This is a genomic window from Acetivibrio clariflavus DSM 19732 (genome assembly GCF_000237085.1).
Lineage (GTDB): Bacteria > Bacillota > Clostridia > Acetivibrionales > Acetivibrionaceae > Acetivibrio > Acetivibrio clariflavus.
In genome coordinates, this window is record NC_016627.1 from 4,652,491 (window position 1) to 4,669,059 (window position 16,569).

Consider the following 16,569-nt stretch of genomic DNA (forward strand, 5'->3'; position numbering starts at 1 on the left):
TTATCCCCCTCATCTTTTGTTTTAAACTGCTTTATAAATTTTATGCCGGTCAAGTTAGTATAATATTTCATAGCAAATTAAAAAACTCATTAAATAAATTCCCTTTTTTGCAATTTAAACAGATATCTATTACGTTTCAGTTCAATTACCCGGCTCATTCATCTATGGCCAATACTTTTCCAGTCTTTGGATTTATATATACAATCCAATATCCGAAAGCACCATATGTAGGAGTATTTCCTTCGACTTGTGCCCATCGGCAGGCATTTCCAAAAGGTTTTTCATCCACCCAATAAATTCCCGGAACTCCACATACGATGTAATCCCTCTGGTGTATATCGTCCCGGTATATCCCAACAATTAAGTGATTATATTTGTTGTGAGCCATAAGCACCAAAGGATTAAACAGAAAAGGAATCTGTATTCCAAAATTGTAGAGTATATTATTCAGATGAACTGGACTTGCTACCTTCCACCAAATATAGTCTGTCCTTTTAGCTAAAAACGGCGAATATCTTTCAAAAATTGAATCAAATTGTCTGTGCAGTTCTTCCGAACTAAACTCCTTTATTTGAGGCTTATCTTCCTTTTTATTATTGAGAAAGATACAGTTCATACAGCTAGTATTCAATTTGGTATTGTCATTGACATCATTACTAATCTCATCGGTATATATGTCAAATAGCTTGCTGCCATTATAGGAAGAATAACTTTTACCCGGTGGTTGATTTTTTTTCTCCTTTATCTTTTTTTCCTGGGTAACATTTTCCTCTATGATATTTTCTTCCGTTATATTTTCTTCTAAAGAATTTTCCTGTGATGTTTTTTCTTCGGCATTTTTTTCTTCAACAGCTTCTTTATTGACTGATTCCTTTTCAGCCTGATTTTCCTCAGGTTTCGATTCTTTATTTATTTTATCTTTTTCCAATGGTTCAATATAGTCCTCTATATCCAGCTTATGTTCATTGTCTGTTTCTATTTTAAGCAAATCATCCGGCTTCTGCCCGTAATTGGGTTCTTTTTCCCCAGAAGCAGTCTCTTTGCTGTCAACTTTAATTTGCTTATTTTCAACAACTTCCTGTTTTTTATTTATAGCTTCAAAACTCTCATTGCTAATTTTGTTAGGTATATCGTCATTTCCTTGGTTTTTGTTTAGCAGCTTCATACTGAATTTTTCTTGCTGCAAAACTTCATTTAATTGCTGTCTCCATTCAACCTTGCCATTCTTATATGCCGATAAAGGACAAATTATGTAATCGTTTTCCTTGTCCGCATAATTGGCCAATACTGCAATAACATTGAATTTATCAAACGAAAGGTTTGTTTTGCCAATATTATACGGGTCAAAATCCCACACCAGGTCGCCCCTATTTCTTTTCAGCTCAATATTTCCCACCCGTACCGGTACAACTTTATACCCATCGGATTTTATAAGAAAAAGTTGATATTGAATTTTTCCATTATCTTCAGAAAGATTATTTACCTGGCAATAGAGCTTTCCCTTTCCTTCTTTTATTTCAACCTTTACATGCCCGGAAGGCTTTTGATCAGTTCCGAAACCACCGTCTTCCTCATCAAATATAAAAAAACTCCGCTGATATTTAAATTTGCTGTCCATTTTTCAACCCCTCCTTTACAAAGTTCATAATTTATCGGATTAAAGCCCTTTTTCCAGTAACAAGTTTATTGCACTCATATCTATATATATGATTCAATAAAAAAAAATAAACCGCTTATAAATATTTACATATAAACGGTTTAATCAAAAAACTTTTTTAGGTCTAAAATTTTTATATTTTCAAAATATATTCAAATTATATATCTTTTTCGAAAAACTCATTGGACAATATAGCAAACTGCTCTATTGAAAGGGTCTCTCCCCTTACATTTTCATCGATATTAACAGCATTCAAAATTTCACGTACCTCTTCCTTTGTTTTATTTAATGCTGTATAATTGCTTAAAGCATTTAGCAAAGTTTTCCTTCTTTGTCCAAATGCTGCCTTTACAACTTTAAAAAACATGTCCTTATCCTTTAAAATTACTGGCGGAATCACATTCCTTTTCAGCTTAACGACGGTAGAATCGACTTCCGGCTGAGGTATAAAGCAATGGGGAGGAACATCGAAAACCTTCTCCGGCTGAGCATAATACTGAACTGCAACTGACAAAGCACCGTAGTCCTTTCCTCCAGGCTTAGCAACCATCCTTTGTGCCACCTCTTTTTGCACCATAAAAACCATCAGTTCTATGTCATTATCTTCCTCTTCCAAAAGCTTCATAATAATTGGGGTAGTTATATAATAGGGTAAATTGGCCACAACTTTCAATTTCATATTCTGTTTGCTATACGTTATATCCTTAACGCTAACTTTCATAATATCTCGATTTATTATCTCAACATTCGAAAACTCTCTGAGATTCTCTTCTAAAGCCGGTATAAGATTCTTATCAATTTCAACTGCTGCAACTCTGCCTGCTCTAGAAGCAAGTTCTACCGTCATGCTTCCTATACCCGGTCCTATTTCAATTACCATATCATCTTTCGTGATTTCGGCAGTATCCACAATACGTGAAACTATATTGTAATCGGTAAGAAAATTTTGTCCCAATGATTTTGTTAATTTAATTCCATATTTTCTAATAAGTTCTTTTGTATTCAATCCCATCTTTACAACCCCAAACCCAAATTTATAAGTTTCAACATTTTAGCTTCTTTTAATAAAGCATAACTATATATAGTTTATTTTCTCCTAAATAAGTTTAATAAAAACAAGCCGGGACAAATACTCCCGGCTCAACATAAGTCCCTTTCCATTATATTTAATCTTTATTAACTTTACAGAAAACTTAATTTTTTCATATAATGTAATATGTACTGTGTGGAAACATATTTTTCATCGGTTCACTATACATCTATGTACATTGATGTTTAAAAGATTAGTAAAGTACGTATACTCTTACCTTTCTGCGTCCGAATCTATCAGCTTCGCTCTGAGTTTCCACATAAAGGTCAATTTTGTTTCCTTTTATAGCGCTGCCTATATCAGCTGCAACTGCATATCCATAGTCAGGAGTATCTCCTAATCCTTCGATATAAAGTCTTGTACCTAAGGGTATAACCTTAGGGTCAACTGCAACGATTCCCCTTTTAACCCTTACACCGGTATATGTAATACCAAATAGCGGATGATCGGGATGTTTTTTTGTATCCTTATAAGATGCAGTATAAGCAGTTGCAGACATGTCAAGCACTTTTTTGTAACGTATGACCTCTCCCCTTGATACGGTATAGGTTGCTATAGTACCATATTCAACTATTTCTTTCTCGGGTTCCTTAACAATAGTATCTGATATAAGCTTTCTTTCTACTTCCTTGCCATCTTCATACACTACCTTATAAGTTTTTTCACATACACCATCCTTACCCTTATTTACTACTTGTTCCACTCCTTGATCCATTGAATTGTTCGGTCTTCTGTCAATTTCATAAGGTATAATCTCATTTTTTGTTACTAGTTCATGCCTAACTCTGACGACTTTTATGTTCATATCTTTATAGACTTTGTCATTTGGATTTGCACCTTCTATTCTGTCGAGATCGCCCAAACCGATTGAACTGTTTTTCAAAGCTTCCTCAACAGTATCCTTGCTCGTCATTACAGTAGTTTCTTTTCCATCAGCGAAAACTTTAATTGGTACTGCAGATTTGATATGTATTTTAGTAGTTTTATTCCTTATTAATTTTGTATCAAGAGGTAAACTTACATAGTCATATTCGTTAACTACTATACCTTTCTGCATAAGCACATCTTTTACGGTATTTCTCATTGTTTTAACAGTAATTTGAGTACCATTGTAATCAATTATAACATCGGTGCTAAACGCAAAAAAAATAAATACTCCAAAAATTACTGTTGCTATTATAGTCAATAATGTAACTGTCAATGTCTTTTTTGAAAAATACCTTTTAATATTTTCTGCCAGCGGTAATAACATGCAACTCCTCCTGTCAAAAATATTAAAGGGACTTATGGTTATTTTAAGTTAAATTGGTTTCTTTGTCAAATTTACTGGGAAAACGTAACTTCCGTACCTAATATTGCCCCTTATAATTTATATCCTATACACAGTCAGTTATATTTATTCATTTCCAGAGAATAAAAATTAGCATCCTTTATCTTTTATACTTAGTCTGCAATAAGATGCGCTTACTGGAGAACATTTTATATTTCCTAAGTATTCACAACAATTCCCATTCTAACTTTATAACAAGGCTTATACAGTTTTATGACAAAATTCAATTTACAAAGCTTATCAAATCCATTGAAACAGCAAATTGTATACAGGCAGATATTAAATATGTATGTACAGACAACAGGCACTTTACCTATTTGCAGCATAAGTATCATAAATTGTACAAGTCTCATATGCGGGACATAAGCAGTAATATACATAAAAAAAATTATCTCCGGTCCTTGATTTCCTGAATATCCATTAACAGCATATGTCCCGGAAATAATTTTGTGAAAGATTTTATGTAAAATTTATACAGCAAATAACTGTAATTCAAAAGTCCAGACTAATTATAGTCCAAAATGAATAAATTATATCATAAAAATTTTATTATATATTAAAAAGCTTTTTGGCATTGTTCAATGTAACATCCGCCACCGTTTCAAAGCTTATCTGTTTTATTTCTGCCACTTTTTCTGCCACAAACCTCACATAACTTGAATCATTCCTTTTGCCGCGGTGCGGTTCAGGCGTAAGATAGGGGCAATCGGTTTCGATCAATAGCTTGTCCAAAGGAATCCATCTAACTACTTCAACCAGCTTTTTTGCATTTTTAAAAGTCAGAGATCCTCCCACCGATATATAAAAGTTGTTGTTAAGCAACTCCTTTGCCATCTCCAGACTTCCTGAGTAGCAATGGAAAACTCCACCCACCTCATTAGCCTTCTGCTGCTTGATTATCTCCAGGGAATCCTGATGTGCTTCCCTGTCATGAACTATAACAGGTAACTTTAATTCCTTAGCAAGGTTTATTTGTTGAGCAAACCAGTGCTTTTGAAGTTCTCGGGGTGCAAAGTCATAGTAATAATCAAGACCGATTTCTCCGATGGCAACAACCTTACTGTCTTTTGCCAACTGGGCAATTTTATCCAAGGCATTGTCATCGGCATCACCAACTTCATGAGGATGAATTCCTACCGCCGCATACACATATTCATACCTATGGGCAAAGGCAAGGCTATCCTCACAGGATTTTACATCAGTGGCAGCATTGATAATATATGATACTCCGCTTTCATGTGCCTTTTCAATAACCTCATATCTGTCCTCTGCAAATTTATCATCATCATAGTGTGCATGTGTGTCAAAAAGCATTTTTACTCCCAACTTTCATAATATTCCTAAGCTAATTTAAATTACCGGTCGCTATCTGACTTTTGTTCCGCTATCAATAGCCTTATCCAAAGTTGCAAGAACCAGTTCCTTGCCGTCCGAAGCTGCCAATATCATTCCCTGGGATTCTACTCCTTTAAGTTTTGCCGGCTTTAAATTAGCTACAAGTATAACATTTTTACCTACCAGCTCATCAGGGGAATAGTGTTTGGCAATTCCCGAAACTACCTGCCTTATTTCCTCTCCCATTTCCAATTTCAGCTTAAGAAGTTTGTCAGCACCTTCCACCTTTTCTGCTTCTAATACTTTGGCAACTCTCAAATCAATTTTTGCAAAGTCTTCAATGGTAATATATCCGTCTGAGCTGTTTTTATCTTCCTTTTGCTTCTTTGCCTCATCTTTTTGATCTTTGCTCTCAGCCTGCTGATTTGTGAGCTTCTCCAACTCTTCCATTTCCTTTTTGATATCTATTCTCGGGAAAATAACATCTCCCTTGTTTACCTTTGCCCCAACAGGATATAATCCCCAATTCTTTGAATTTTCCCACTCAAGAATACTTTTATCTTCAATACCCAATTGCTGCCATATCTTTTCAGGAGTTTCAGGCATGAAAGGCTGCAAAAGAATGGATACAATCCTCAAGCTCTCAGCAAGATTGTATATTACACCTGCAAGTCTTGCTTTGCTTGACTCATCCTTAGCCAGCTTCCAGGGCGTTGTTTCATCAATATATTTATTGGTTCTGGATATGGCTTTCCATATTTCACTAAGAGCCGAACTAAACTGTAATTTATCCAAAAGCTCTTCAACCTTAGACGGTGTCTCCAAAACAATTTTTTTCAAATCTTCGTCAAAATCACCTGCTTGTCTTTCTTCAGGCATTACACCGCCAAAATACTTATCTATCATTGTAACAGTTCTGCTGACCAGATTTCCCAAATCATTGGCAAGGTCAGAATTAATCCTGTTTATCAGTGCTTCATTGGAGAAAACTCCATCAGAACCAAAGGGAACTTCTCTCAAAAGGAAATACCTTATGGCATCAACTCCATATTTATCAACCAATATCACAGGGTCTACCACATTTCCCTTTGACTTTGACATCTTGCCGCCTTCCAACAGAAGCCATCCATGTCCGTATACCTGCTTTGGCAAAGGCTCACCTAATGCCATCAGCATTGCAGGCCAAATAATTGTATGGAATCTTACAATTTCCTTACCTACCAAATGTACATCGGCAGGCCAGTATTTCTTATAATCTGCGTCATTTTCCGACATATACCCTAAAGCTGTAATGTAATTGGAAAGAGCATCTATCCACACATATACTACATGCTTGTCATCAAAGGTAACAGGAACTCCCCAGTTAAAGGTTGTCCTCGATACGCACAAATCCTCAAGGCCCGGCCTTAAAAAATTATTCAGCATCTCATTTTGTCTTGACACCGGTTGAATAAAGTCAGGATTTTCTTCAATAAACTTTATCAATCGGTCCTGATATTTGGACAACCTAAAGAAATAGCTTTCCTCTTTGGTAAGCTCCACTTCTCTTCCGCAGTCAGGACATTTACCGTCAACCAATTGGGTTTTTGTCCAGAAAGATTCACAGGGAGTACAATACCATCCCTCATATTCACTTTTATATATATCGCCCTGGTCATAAAGCTTTTTAAAAATCTTCTGAACTGTTTGCTCATGTTCTTTATCGGTAGTTCTTATAAACTTGTCGTTGGTTATCTTCAAAAGTTTCCACAGTTCCTTTATACCTACAACAATCTCATCCACATATTGTTTGGGTGTAACCCCTTTTGCTTCAGCTTTTCTCTGAATTTTCTGTCCGTGTTCATCAGTTCCTGTAAGAAACATTACATCATAGCCCTTAAGCCTTTTATATCGAGCTATGGCATCGGCAGCAACAGTTGTATATGAATGTCCAATATGTAATTTATCGCTGGGGTAATAAATAGGCGTTGTTATATAAAAAGTGTTGTTTCCCATTGAATATCCTCTCCTCTTAAAATTATCAATCACGTTTTAATATTAATATACATATATATTGCCCGTTTTTCAAGGAATTTAATTTTTTTTGGGTAACAAGACACCTTCTAGGCACAAGATTGGAAATATCGGATAGCCGAATTATCCTCCAAAAATAAAAGAGCAAATCCACACAGCTGCAATGATACCTACAAAATCTGCTATTAAAGCTGCGACTAATGTAAATCTTATTTTTTTTATTCCCACAGAACCAAAATATACAGCAAGGGTATAAAAAATAGTTTCTGTTGTTCCCGTAAGTGTTGAAGCAAGTTTCCCAATAAAGGAGTCCGGGCCGTAGTTTTTAAGAATATCCGAAAGCAATGCCAAAGATGCACTGCCGGAAATAGGCCTTAAGAATACCAATGGAACAGTCTCGGAAGGTATTCTCAGGAAAGAAGTAACAGGTTTTAAAGCATAAACGATCAAATCAAGGGCACCCGATGCCCGAAACACACCGATTGCCACCAAAAGGCCAACAAGTGGCGGAATAATCCTCACTACAGTGCTTATTCCTTCCTTTGCCCCTTCAACAAAAACATCATATACTTTAACTTCCTTATACATTCCGGCAGCTAAAATAAAAAGAATAATAGTCGGAATTGCATAGGAAGACATAATAGACACAATATCCATACACTACTTCACCTTACCCTTTCCAAAGGCAGACAGAATTTTCACGGAAATTATACCGGCAATAGTTGCACAAACAGAAGCAAACCATATTGTACCTATAATCTCTGTAGGATTTTTGGACCCTGCTGCCGAGCGAACTGCTATAATTGTAGCCGGAATTAGCTGTATACAGGATGTATTCAGCACCAAAAACATACTCATTTCATTTGTTGCAGTATCCTTATTCCTGTTTAATTTCTGCAGTTCTGCCATAGCTTTCAGCCCTAACGGAGTAGCTGCATTACCAAGACCTAAAAAATTAGCCACAAGGTTCATAACGATTGCTCCCAAGGCAGGGTGGTTTTTGGGTATTCCCGGAAACAAGAATTTCAGAACAGGTCTGACAACTCTTGAAATCGTCCTTATAATTCCGCTCTTTTCAGCTACATCCATCAAACCGGTCCAAAGGCACATTATCCCAAGTAATCCTATGCTTAGTTCAATAGCACTTTTTGAAGAATCTACAACAGCTTTCGTAACGGCATCCACTTTTCCGTTTAAAATGCCGACAATTATGCCGAAAACCAACATTCCAAACCAGATATAATTAAGCAATATTACAACCCCATATAATCATATATTTTATATAAAGGTAGTTTAAAAGAACCACCTCAACCTAAATAATTTATATGAAGTTCTTTAATTGTATATACTAACTTCTATGTTTTTTAATGCTTTGCATGGATTATTGCATTATATTTAACTATGGTATATAATTACAGCAACAATTTGTTGCTTTGTCGTAACAATTTTTGATTTTTTCAAAGGGGGTATAATCATTTCGATTACTCTATCTTTTTTGGAATTGCCAGTAAATTACTTACATTTTTATGGGAGTTATTTCTATAATGTGTAATAATCAGTACAATAATAAATAACTTACATGCTGATAAGCAGCAATTTTCAGCCCTTTTATAATACTTTGCTTAAAATTCCTAGTATTATCTTACAATTTGACCACAAATTATTACTATATTCCAAAAATTTTTTAAAATAAGTTGTTGACTATTATTGGCATTTATGGTACTATAAAAATGAAAAGTTTGTCGAATACTGTAATATTTGAAGGAGGATTCAATGATGAAATCTACTGGTATTGTAAGAAAAGTTGACGAATTAGGAAGGGTTGTATTACCTATTGAATTAAGAAGGACTTTGGACATTGCTGAGAAAGATGCCCTTGAAATTTATGTTGACGGTTCTACTATCATACTTAAGAAGTACGAACCGGCTTGCATATTCTGCGGTAATGCTAAAGACGTTTCCGTTTACAAAGGCAAAAACATATGTCCTGATTGCATGAGAGAACTGAAAAAATAATAATTGCCAAAAATAATTGGAGTTTGTGTAAACAAGCTCCTTTTATTTTTGCTGCTTTCCAGTTTTATTATTACCTATTAACTGAATTTTATTCCAATTTAGAAATATAAACTTAAGTTTTTTATTTGCATAGACCTGTTTTTCAAATGTAGATTTAATTGTAAAAGATTTTATGCGAAATGCTACTCCTGATCAATACCCAATAATTCTCTGTACACTTCTCTCTTGCTTATTTTCCTATCTTCTGCAACTTTTTTCATTGCATCTTTTTTATTAAGTCCTTCACTTATATATAAATTTAAATGTTCTTCAATACTCATACTTTCCCAGTCTTTTTTTTCGTTTTCCATTCTCTCTTCTTCACTGATACCTTCAACTATAACTACAAACTCTCCTTTGGGAGATTCTTCTTCATATTTCTCAATGGCTGATTTAAGGTCACATCTAATAATTTCTTCAAATTTTTTTGTAAGTTCTCTGGCAAATACAACCTTTCTGTTTCCAAAAAAATCATATAAATCTTTCAAAGTATATAAAAGTTTATGGGGTGCCTCATAAAAAATCAAAGTCCTTACTTCATTTTTAAGCGTAGCCAGTCTTTCCCTTCGAGCTCTTTTATTCATAGGCAAAAATCCTTCAAACACAAAACGCCCTGTAGGAAGTCCCGAAACAATCAATCCTGTAACTGCTGCAACAGGCCCAGGTATTGCTGTAACCTCAATGTCATTTTCAATACAAAGCTTAACCAAATCTTCTCCAGGATCTGAAATACCCGGAGTACCTGCATCGGATACCAGAGCTATATTCTTTCCGTCAAGAAGTTGGCTTATAAGATAGTTTCCCTTTTCCCTCTTGTTATGCTCATAGTAACTCACAAGAGTTTTTTTTATTTCAAAATGGTTCAAAAGCTTTATGGTCTGCCGCGTATCCTCCGCTGCAATCAAGTCAACCTCTTGAAGAGTTCTAATAGCTCTTAATGTTATATCTTCAAGATTTCCTATCGGTGTTGAAACAAGATATAGTTTTCCCTTCCCATTCAATTTCCGTTACCTCTTTGAAACAATATATTTCACTGACCTCTGCAATATATTTCATTGATCTCCTTTGAGTAATTGCCGTTTTCGTTATAAACATAAAGCGGGTCCATCATTTTTAATTGCGGACGTCCTTGCCTTGAGCCTTTGATTAAAATTAAATTTGGCTTTTTATACGGCGACGGATGTACAAATCTTATATATTTTGGCTCAATAGAATAATTTCTCATTAACCAAATTATATCCACCAGTCTGTCTGGTCTATGTACCATTGCAAACTGTCCACCCGGCACCAAAAGCTTGGACGCAGCTTTAATGACATCTTCCAGTGTGCATAAAATCTCATGCCGGGAAATAGCTTTTGTATCACTTAAATTAATAATTCCTCCACCGCGATTCATGTATGGAGGATTGGTTACAACAACATCAAAACTTGATGCTCCAAATAAGCTAACACTTTCTTTTATATCACCGCACACTATTTTGACCCGGTCCTCAAGGCAATTCATTTTCACACTTCTGCTCGCCATTTCTGCAATATCTTCTTGTATTTCCAAACCAACTATGGAACTTGCCTCAGTCTTTCCTGCAAGAAGTATGGAAATAATTCCCGTACCCGTTCCCAAGTCAATTACAGAACTTCCCTTTTTGACATCGACAAAATTTGCAAGCAAGACAGCATCCAATCCAAAACGGAAAGCTTTGTTCTTTTGAATAATTTTTAATCCTTTATATTGCAAATCATCTATTTTTTCATCTTCCAAAAGTTGAATATCCAAAACCAAACCATCCACCCTAAACAAGGTAATTTATCCGTAAACTTAAATAAATGCAGCAAAAAGGAGTCTGTATAAGGTTTAACCTCACTAGACTCCCTATTGAGCAATATTATTTCTGAGTAGGAGCATCTACTGGACAAACGTTTGCACAAGCTCCGCATTCTATACAAGCATTTTCATCAATTACATAGCTGCTATCACCAGCTGAAATACAAGATACTGGGCACTCCGGTTCACAAGCGCCGCAACTAATACATGCGTCAGTTATAAAATATGCCATCTTAGGTACACCTCCTAAAAATTATTAAGCTTAAAAACAAAAACCGCTCTATTATTTTATCACCAATTTAAAAGAAATGAAACAACTTTTTTAATAAATTAGAACTTATTTTCATAACTAATCCATTTATTCCATATCGTAACAAAAATCTGCAGGTAATTCAAAATTCAGTTCATACCCAATACTTCATTCCAAACTGAAAATATCATTTTACTAAAAGTGCTTATAATAGTCTGTTGTGCTTTTGGGCTATTTTTCAAAAAACATAAAAAATACTATACAATTAGAAAATCTATAAGCTAATCTTCAAGCTGTTTCAACTCATCAATATCAATATCCGGCTCCAACTCTTCTTTAGCAGCCACATCTTTAATTATCTTTACCTGTTCTGCTTTATATACTTTCAAATCGGCTTCATTATCGTTGTCAAGTTTAACCTTTACCAACTCTTTAAGCAGACTTACTCCCATTACAACCCCTTGTCCGTCAGGAGTTTCAACAATAGCTCCCTCTTTAGGAACACGGGTAAGAATTTCCTCATAGGCTTCCTGCTCATATTTTAAGCAGCACATTAATCTTCCGCATGCTCCGGAAATCTTTGTAGGGTTTAAAGACAGTCCCTGCTCTTTAGCCATCTTTATGGAAACCGGCTGGAAATCACCCAAAAAGGAATTACAGCACAAAACTCTTCCGCATACGCCAAGACCGCCCATCATCTTTGCTTCGTCTCTAACTCCTATTTGGCGAAGTTCAATTCTTGTTCTAAAAACCGATGCAAGGTCTTTCACCAATTCCCTGAAGTCTACTCTTCCGTCTGCAGTAAAATAAAACAATACTTTATTGTTATCAAAAGTATATTCTACATCTATCAGCTTCATTTCCAGCTTGTGATCGCTTATTTTTTTCAAGCATATGTCAAAAGCTTCTTTTTCTTTTTTAGTATTTTCTTCATAGTGTTTTTTATCTTCATCATCAGCTATCCTTATAACCCTTTTCAGGGGAGGAACTATTTCCTCTTCAGGGACTTCCGTATTAGGAACAACAACAAGTCCAAATTCTATTCCTCTTGCTGTCTCAACAATAACATTTTCATTTAACTTTATATCTAAATCGCCGGGATCAAAATAATAGATCTTCCCGACTTTTTTAAATCTTACTCCAACCACCTTTACCATTACATTATTCCTCCTGAAGCTTCATCAGCATAACTTCTATAACCAGCTGATAATTGGCATTCTGCTTAATGTTTCTTCGTGCTTCTTCAATCGCATTTACATTTTTTATGAGTTTATTTATTTCATATCTATCCGCATTCTTTAATATAATATCCTTTTTATCCGAATTAATCAATATATTTTCCTTTCCAGCCTTTTTAGCAATCAGCAAATCTCTGTAAAACATTAACATTATATCCAGTATTGAATCAATATTATCTTTATTCTCTTCAAAAAAACCATAAGCATCAAATATTTCCGTAAGATTCGAATTTCTCAGCTTTAGCATGATTTCAATAACTTTATCCCTGATTAACAGAAAATCTTCAGACTCAATCAACCGGATTGCTTTTCCCGGAACGCCGTCGGCATAGGAAACAATAAAATCAATACCCGCCAATTCGCTGCCTTTTATTTTTTTAATACACTGTCTTATCTCTTCATCGGTATTCTTCCTGAAGTTGTATAAAATACACCTGGACCTTATGGTCTCCAAAAGGCTGTTGATATTTACAGCAGTAAGAATTATAACAGCATATTCAGGCGGTTCTTCCAATGTTTTGAGCAGGCAATTCTGTGCTTGAGCAGTCATCTTGTCTGCCTCTGCAATTAAGTATACCTTTTTTTCGGAATACATCGGTCTTATGGAGATATCCTGCTGCATTTTTCTGATGTCGTCAACACTAATGCTTGTACCTTCTGTCTCCAAAACATAAAAATCCGGATTGGTACCACTTTGAAAAAGACGGCAAGGCTGACAATCTTCACAAGCTTCAAGGGAATTGCAATCACTGCAAAGCAATGCAGCAGCAAAGACCTTTGCAACCAACCGTTTGCCTATACCTTCCGGACCCGCAAAAATATAAGCATGCCTTGTGGAATGCTCTTTCAATATATTCTTTAAGCTATTTACAACTTCATTTTGTCCGACAATATCGCTGAAATTCACGTTACACCCCATGCCTTAATTTACATAGTGATATCGAGGATTAATCCTCTTATATCCTCTATTCTCTGTAATATTCTAAGATTATCCTTTTCTGTGCTCAGTACATCTTTTGTAAGTTCATCCAACTCTGAATTAATCTTTTTTATGATGGCATATACCCTATATCTTCCTCTTCGGTCAACAAAACTCTCTTTTAAAAACTTCCTAGAATTGTTCAAAGTTTCATCCAAAAACTCCGATATGAGCTTTTTATAAATTTTCAATTCCTTTACATCCACTTTTTTGGCAAGCTTTTGTCCCTGCTCGGTAATTTTGTCAACCAAACATTTTATCCTTTCCTCCAAGTTTTGTCCCTCTAATTTCCTAAGTTGGCTCTGGAAAGTATTACTGTTAACATTTGAGGTTTTTTTATGTTCGCTGCTGGTTACCTCAGCTATACTAGCCGCACTGTTCAAACCTTCTCTTATCTTCATAAGCATCTCTCCAGTATTTTATCAATATTTTCTTTAACATCCAAGAATATTTCCTCTATGCTTCTATTACTGTCAATAATTTTAATTCTGTTGGGATACTTTGATACCAGCTTCTTATAACCTTCATATACTTTTCTGTGGAAGTCCATCGTCTCCTGTTCAATCCTGTCGGCACCGGTAGATCGTATTCTCCTTGACAAAGCAATATTCGGATCAACATCAAAAAACAAAGTTACATCGGGCATTATGCCATCTAAGGCAATGCTGTTTACTTTTTCAATCAACTCAATGTTTATATTTCGTCCAAAGCCCTGATAAACATAACTGGAATCCACAAATCTATCGCAAATCACCACCTTGCCTTGTTCAAGGGACGGCCTTATAAGTTCACCGACCAACTGGGCTCTTGCTGAGACATATAGCATCATTTCAGTTATATATGTCATTTTAGTATTGTCAGGATCAAGTATTATTGACCGAATCTTTTCACCTATTTTGGTCCCGCCGGGTTCTCTGGTAACTACAACCTCAAATCCCCTGTCTTTTAAATAACTTTCCAGAAGTTTAATTTGTGTAGTTTTCCCTGAGCCGTCAGTTCCCTCCGCTGTAATGAATAATCCTCTTTTCATCAAAATCCTCCGATGTACTGGATGTACTTTTATTAATGAATTATACCATATAGCCGTAATAGCTGCAATTAAAGCTTTTGAGGCTTAAGTCAGAATTTCAATCTCTCCGTCATCGGTTACTCCATTTACAGTTCCACCGGCCTTCAAAACGCTAATTATATACTGAACTGCTTCTTCGGTAATAAGCTCTCCCGGACACACTATTGGAACTCCGGGAGGATAAGGCGTAATTATTCCCCTGCTCACCTTATTCACTGACTCTGCCAATTTTTGTCTCTTAAAACTGCATTGCATAATTTTATCCAATGAAACTGCCTGCAGAGGTATATTTAATTCTTTAACATTAATATCGGGTGATTTCATAGAATTATTGAACTGCTTTTCTATCTCTTTCAATGCATAATAAAGACTTTCAAATTCCTTCATTCCGTCAGCTATTGTAGAAATGCAAACTATATTGTACATATCGGCCATTTCGACCTGTATATTAAACTGATTCCTGAGAATTTTCTCTATAAAAAAACCGGTTTTACCGGTATTCCTGACATTAACAACAATTCTGGTTTTATCCGCATGACCTGATAAAAAAGGTTGGACTGACAGTATTTTATACCCTGTGTTCTTGCAGATCATTTTCTCAAAACAATCAATATTATCCAACAGTTTATCTATCAGCTCTGCTCCATAGTCTTCCATTATAGCCCTTGCTATATCCAAAAAGGCCATAATAATATAAGACGGACTTGATGTTTGAATTAATCGCAACACAAACTTAACCTTGTCCACATCAACCCGGTTTCCTTTTATATGCATATACGCACCCTGAGTCAATGCAGGCAAAGTTTTGTGAGCACTTTGAATACACACATCTGCATCCGCATCCAATGCACAATACGGAAGCTTGGAGGAAAACCTTAAGTGAGCTCCGTGAGCTTCGTCAACAATTAAAATTTTGTTATAAGAATGAACCATGTCTGAAATTACACGAATGTCCGAGCACAAACCATAGTAGTTTGGACGCGTCAAAACAACCCCAACTGCATCAGGGTTATTTTTAAGAGCCTCTTCAACAGTTGAAGGCAGCATTAACGAAGGCACTCCAAATAAACTGTCATACTTCGGTGCTATATAAATTGGTGTAACTGAAGCAAGCATCATTGCACCAATTACCGATTTATGACAATCCCTTGAAACTATCAATCGGTCTCCAGGTTTGCACACTCCTAGAATTGCCGCATGTATACCGCATGTTGATCCATTCACCAAAAAAGAAGTGTTGTCAGCACCAAAAGCCTTTGCAGCCAGGTCTTGTGCTTCTTTTATAACACCATCAGGAAAATGAAGATTATCAAGCCCGGGAATTTCGGTCATGTCAAGCTGATGCAAATCCTTTAAGAGTCTGTAGGGTATGCCTTTCCCAATTTTGTGTCCAGGCATATGAAAAGGAATAGGACTTGATTTTACATACTTCCTTAAAGCGTTATATATTGGAGAATTAATGCTATTTATGGTTCTTCCCCCTAAGCAAAACAAAGAATTTATTTTTCTATTAGCCAAACTGAAGTAACTCTATGCGACGGATACATTTCCTTAACTATTTGTCTTGCTTCTTTAATGTTTGATGCACAAACCTCTTCTATCTCTTTTGTATCAAACTTTGAACAGTTCTTCTTTTCAGTGTGCCAAACTCGGTACACCTTTTTTTTCACTTTCCCTTGCATTTGTACTACCTCTTACAAAAATTACTTTAATATAATTATAACATTTGTC

Annotated in this window: 17 protein-coding genes; 1 reads left to right on the top strand and 16 read right to left on the bottom strand. The window is 35.5% G+C overall.

Going from position 1 to position 16,569, the window contains the following annotated elements:
- Positions 1 to 154 precede the first annotated feature (154 nt).
- From CLOCL_RS19625 to CLOCL_RS19660, 7 genes are all read right to left on the bottom strand, one after another.
- Positions 155 to 1,618 (bottom strand): hypothetical protein, encoded by a 1,464-nt coding sequence (locus CLOCL_RS19625; protein WP_014256950.1) that lies wholly within the window; start codon positions 1,616 to 1,618, stop codon positions 155 to 157.
- A gap of 196 nt (positions 1,619 to 1,814) precedes the next feature.
- Complete coding sequence (gene rsmA, locus CLOCL_RS19630) at positions 1,815 to 2,669, bottom strand: 16S rRNA (adenine(1518)-N(6)/adenine(1519)-N(6))-dimethyltransferase RsmA (protein WP_014256951.1); 855 nt, start codon at positions 2,667 to 2,669, stop codon at positions 1,815 to 1,817.
- A gap of 271 nt (positions 2,670 to 2,940) precedes the next feature.
- A complete protein-coding gene (locus CLOCL_RS19635) occupies positions 2,941 to 3,999 on the bottom strand; it encodes a 3D domain-containing protein (RefSeq protein WP_014256952.1) in 1,059 nt (352 codons plus the stop codon).
- A 627-nt stretch (positions 4,000 to 4,626) separates the two neighbouring features.
- The gene (locus CLOCL_RS19645) at positions 4,627 to 5,391 is read right to left on the bottom strand and encodes a TatD family hydrolase (protein ID WP_014256954.1); all 765 of its coding nucleotides are present in this window, start codon (positions 5,389 to 5,391) and stop codon (positions 4,627 to 4,629) included.
- Positions 5,392 to 5,442: 51 nt separating this feature from the next.
- Positions 5,443 to 7,407, bottom strand: a complete 1,965-nt coding sequence (metG, locus tag CLOCL_RS19650) for a methionine--tRNA ligase (protein WP_014256955.1) — start codon at positions 7,405 to 7,407, stop codon at positions 5,443 to 5,445.
- A 141-nt stretch (positions 7,408 to 7,548) separates the two neighbouring features.
- Entirely contained in the window at positions 7,549 to 8,082 is a 534-nt protein-coding gene (locus CLOCL_RS19655; RefSeq protein WP_014256956.1) for a spore maturation protein, read from the bottom strand.
- Between the two features lie 3 nt (positions 8,083 to 8,085).
- On the bottom strand, positions 8,086 to 8,676 hold the full coding sequence (locus CLOCL_RS19660; protein WP_027622264.1) for a nucleoside recognition domain-containing protein: 591 nt from the start codon (positions 8,674 to 8,676) through the stop codon (positions 8,086 to 8,088).
- Between the two features lie 525 nt (positions 8,677 to 9,201).
- Here CLOCL_RS19660 and CLOCL_RS19665 point away from each other — a divergent pair.
- Positions 9,202 to 9,441 (top strand): AbrB/MazE/SpoVT family DNA-binding domain-containing protein, encoded by a 240-nt coding sequence (locus CLOCL_RS19665; RefSeq protein ID WP_027622265.1) that lies wholly within the window; start codon positions 9,202 to 9,204, stop codon positions 9,439 to 9,441.
- A 182-nt stretch (positions 9,442 to 9,623) separates the two neighbouring features.
- Here CLOCL_RS19665 and rsmI read toward each other — a convergent pair whose 3' ends face one another.
- From rsmI to CLOCL_RS19710, 9 genes are all read right to left on the bottom strand, one after another.
- Positions 9,624 to 10,481: a 16S rRNA (cytidine(1402)-2'-O)-methyltransferase gene (rsmI, locus tag CLOCL_RS19670; RefSeq protein WP_014256959.1), complete on the bottom strand. Its 858-nt coding sequence runs from the start codon at positions 10,479 to 10,481 to the stop codon at positions 9,624 to 9,626.
- A gap of 29 nt (positions 10,482 to 10,510) precedes the next feature.
- The gene (locus tag CLOCL_RS19675; RefSeq protein ID WP_014256960.1) at positions 10,511 to 11,260 is read right to left on the bottom strand and encodes a tRNA1(Val) (adenine(37)-N6)-methyltransferase; all 750 of its coding nucleotides are present in this window, start codon (positions 11,258 to 11,260) and stop codon (positions 10,511 to 10,513) included.
- 103 nt (positions 11,261 to 11,363) lie between these two features.
- Complete coding sequence (locus CLOCL_RS19680) at positions 11,364 to 11,534, bottom strand: 4Fe-4S binding protein (protein WP_014256961.1); 171 nt, start codon at positions 11,532 to 11,534, stop codon at positions 11,364 to 11,366.
- Between the two features lie 299 nt (positions 11,535 to 11,833).
- Positions 11,834 to 12,709 (bottom strand): PSP1 domain-containing protein, encoded by an 876-nt coding sequence (locus CLOCL_RS19685; protein WP_014256962.1) that lies wholly within the window; start codon positions 12,707 to 12,709, stop codon positions 11,834 to 11,836.
- A 4-nt stretch (positions 12,710 to 12,713) separates the two neighbouring features.
- Complete coding sequence (gene holB / locus CLOCL_RS19690; protein ID WP_027622268.1) at positions 12,714 to 13,697, bottom strand: DNA polymerase III subunit delta'; 984 nt, start codon at positions 13,695 to 13,697, stop codon at positions 12,714 to 12,716.
- 20 nt (positions 13,698 to 13,717) lie between these two features.
- Positions 13,718 to 14,170 (bottom strand): YaaR family protein, encoded by a 453-nt coding sequence (locus CLOCL_RS19695; RefSeq protein ID WP_014256964.1) that lies wholly within the window; start codon positions 14,168 to 14,170, stop codon positions 13,718 to 13,720.
- Positions 14,167 to 14,799 carry a dTMP kinase gene (gene tmk, locus CLOCL_RS19700; protein ID WP_014256965.1) on the bottom strand — a complete coding sequence of 211 codons (633 nt, stop codon included), beginning with the start codon at positions 14,797 to 14,799 and terminating at the stop codon, positions 14,167 to 14,169. Before tmk ends, CLOCL_RS19695 begins: the two co-directional genes overlap by 4 nt.
- An 84-nt stretch (positions 14,800 to 14,883) precedes the next feature.
- Positions 14,884 to 16,356: an aminotransferase class I/II-fold pyridoxal phosphate-dependent enzyme gene (locus CLOCL_RS19705; RefSeq protein WP_014256966.1), complete on the bottom strand. Its 1,473-nt coding sequence runs from the start codon at positions 16,354 to 16,356 to the stop codon at positions 14,884 to 14,886.
- Complete coding sequence (locus CLOCL_RS19710; RefSeq protein WP_014256967.1) at positions 16,338 to 16,520, bottom strand: hypothetical protein; 183 nt, start codon at positions 16,518 to 16,520, stop codon at positions 16,338 to 16,340. Before CLOCL_RS19710 ends, CLOCL_RS19705 begins: the two co-directional genes overlap by 19 nt.
- Positions 16,521 to 16,569: the final 49 nt, after the last annotated feature.

What these genes read in the sequence shown, in the direction of transcription:
- CLOCL_RS19685 (WP_014256962.1), bottom strand. Translation starts at nt 12,709, where the DNA reads ATGGTAAAGGTGGTTGGAGTAAGATTTAAAAAAGTCGGGAAGATCTAT.
- CLOCL_RS19710 (WP_014256967.1), bottom strand. Translation starts at nt 16,520, where the DNA reads ATGCAAGGGAAAGTGAAAAAAAAGGTGTACCGAGTTTGGCACACTGAA.
- CLOCL_RS19665 (WP_027622265.1), top strand. Translation starts at nt 9,202, where the DNA reads ATGAAATCTACTGGTATTGTAAGAAAAGTTGACGAATTAGGAAGGGTT.
- CLOCL_RS19625 (WP_014256950.1), bottom strand. Translation starts at nt 1,618, where the DNA reads ATGGACAGCAAATTTAAATATCAGCGGAGTTTTTTTATATTTGATGAG.
- metG (WP_014256955.1), bottom strand. Translation starts at nt 7,407, where the DNA reads ATGGGAAACAACACTTTTTATATAACAACGCCTATTTATTACCCCAGC.
- CLOCL_RS19695 (WP_014256964.1), bottom strand. Translation starts at nt 14,170, where the DNA reads ATGAAGATAAGAGAAGGTTTGAACAGTGCGGCTAGTATAGCTGAGGTA.
- CLOCL_RS19635 (WP_014256952.1), bottom strand. Translation starts at nt 3,999, where the DNA reads ATGTTATTACCGCTGGCAGAAAATATTAAAAGGTATTTTTCAAAAAAG.
- CLOCL_RS19680 (WP_014256961.1), bottom strand. Translation starts at nt 11,534, where the DNA reads ATGGCATATTTTATAACTGACGCATGTATTAGTTGCGGCGCTTGTGAA.
- CLOCL_RS19645 (WP_014256954.1), bottom strand. Translation starts at nt 5,391, where the DNA reads ATGCTTTTTGACACACATGCACACTATGATGATGATAAATTTGCAGAG.
- CLOCL_RS19655 (WP_014256956.1), bottom strand. Translation starts at nt 8,082, where the DNA reads ATGGATATTGTGTCTATTATGTCTTCCTATGCAATTCCGACTATTATT.
- rsmA (WP_014256951.1), bottom strand. Translation starts at nt 2,669, where the DNA reads ATGGGATTGAATACAAAAGAACTTATTAGAAAATATGGAATTAAATTA.
- tmk (WP_014256965.1), bottom strand. Translation starts at nt 14,799, where the DNA reads ATGAAAAGAGGATTATTCATTACAGCGGAGGGAACTGACGGCTCAGGG.